Here is a 1,494-nt window from a genome sequence, read left to right as displayed (position 1 = left end):
GGCTGGACCTGTCGGCGGCCATCGTGCAGGCCTATGTCCAGCTGGATCTCCTGGCAGCTGCAGCAGGTGGCCGACGAGGAGCTGGCGCGTGCCGAAAAGATGCTGGCACTGACCCGGCAGCGACGCGGCGCCGGTATCGACAACGAGCTGCAGGTGCGCCAGGCGCAGGCACGCGTGCCGCTGGCACAGCAACAGCGGCAGGCGGCGCAGCAGCAGATCGATCTCGCCCGCAACGCGCTGGCCGCGCTGCTTGGAAGGGGGCCGGACCGCGGGCGTGAGATCGGCAGGCCCACTGCTCTGAACCGGTTGGCGTTGCAATTGCCCGGGGTACTTCCCAGTGATCTGCTGGGGCGGCGCCCGGATGTGGTGGCCGCGCGCTGGCGGGTGGAGGCCTCCGGCCAGCAGATCCATGCGGCCAAGGCGCGCTTCTATCCGAGCTTGAATCTGACCGCGCTCGGCGGGGTGGTTTCCAGCGATCTGGGCACGCTGCTGCAAAGCGGCTCGGGTTTCGGCTTGCTCGCACCGGCGCTGAGTCTGCCGGTTTTCGATGGCGGCCGTCTGCGCGCCCAGCTGGCCAAAGCCGATGCCGACTACGATCTGGCGGTGGCCCACTACAACCAGACGCTGGTGGCGGCGCTGCGTGAGGTGGCCGACCAGGTCAACGCGGTGCGTTCGCTGGACGTGCAGGTGGAATCGCAGCAGCAGGCGGTGGATACGGCCGAGGCCGCATTCGCGCTGGCCGGGCAGCGCTACCGCGCCGGTATCGGCAATTACCTCGACGTGCTGGGCGCGCAGGACCTGCTGCTGCAGTCGCGGCTGCGGCTGAGCAGCCTGCAGTCGCAGCAGCTGGCGTCCTCCATCGGCCTGAGCGCGGCGCTGGGCGGCGGTTTTGCGCCCGCCAGTGCTGACCTGCCGGCGACCGCTGCGTCCAACAATTCGAATTCCTGAGAAACCTTTCTATGAGTCAGACTTCTTCCGACGCGGCTGCGGCCGCTCCCGGCCGTCGCCGCAAACTGCTGCGCGGTCTGCTGTTGATCGTGGTGCTGCTGATTGCGGCCTTTGCGCTGTGGTATTTCCTGTTCGGCCGGTGGGCCGAGGATACCGATGACGCCTATGTGGTGGGCAACCAGGTGCAGATCACGCCGCTGGTCGGTGGCACGGTGGTCGCCATCGCCGCCGATGACGGCATGAAGGTGGAGCAGGGCCAGTTGCTGGTGCAGCTGGACCCGGCCGATACCGACGTGGCGATGCAGCAGGCGCAGGCCAATCTGGCGCGCACGGTGCGCCAGGTGCGCGGCCTGTACCGCAGCGTGGAAGGCGCGCAGGCCGAGCTCAATGCCCGCCAGATCAGCGTCAAGCGTGCCCGCGAGGACTTCGCGCGGCGCAAGGATCTGGCCGCCAGCGGTGCGATTTCCAATGAGGAGCTGGCCCACGCCCGTGACGAACTCGCTGCCGCCGAGGCGGCCGTGGCCGGGTCACGCGAGACCGTGGAGC

General features: G+C 68.9%; 2 pseudogenes. Both read left to right on the top strand.

The window, feature by feature from the left end:
* Positions 1-948, top strand: a pseudogene (locus tag JCM9942_RS15760) (efflux transporter outer membrane subunit); the annotation flags it as partial.
* Between the two features lie 11 nt (positions 949-959).
* Positions 960-1,494: pseudogene (locus tag JCM9942_RS15755) on the top strand (biotin/lipoyl-binding protein); the annotation flags it as partial.

It is taken from the genome of Stenotrophomonas pictorum JCM 9942, assembly GCF_001310775.1.
In the GTDB taxonomy this organism is placed as follows: domain Bacteria; phylum Pseudomonadota; class Gammaproteobacteria; order Xanthomonadales; family Xanthomonadaceae; genus Stenotrophomonas; species Stenotrophomonas pictorum.
The sequence above is the reverse complement of the archived record's forward strand: the minus strand, read 5'-3'. Positions and strand labels throughout refer to the sequence as shown.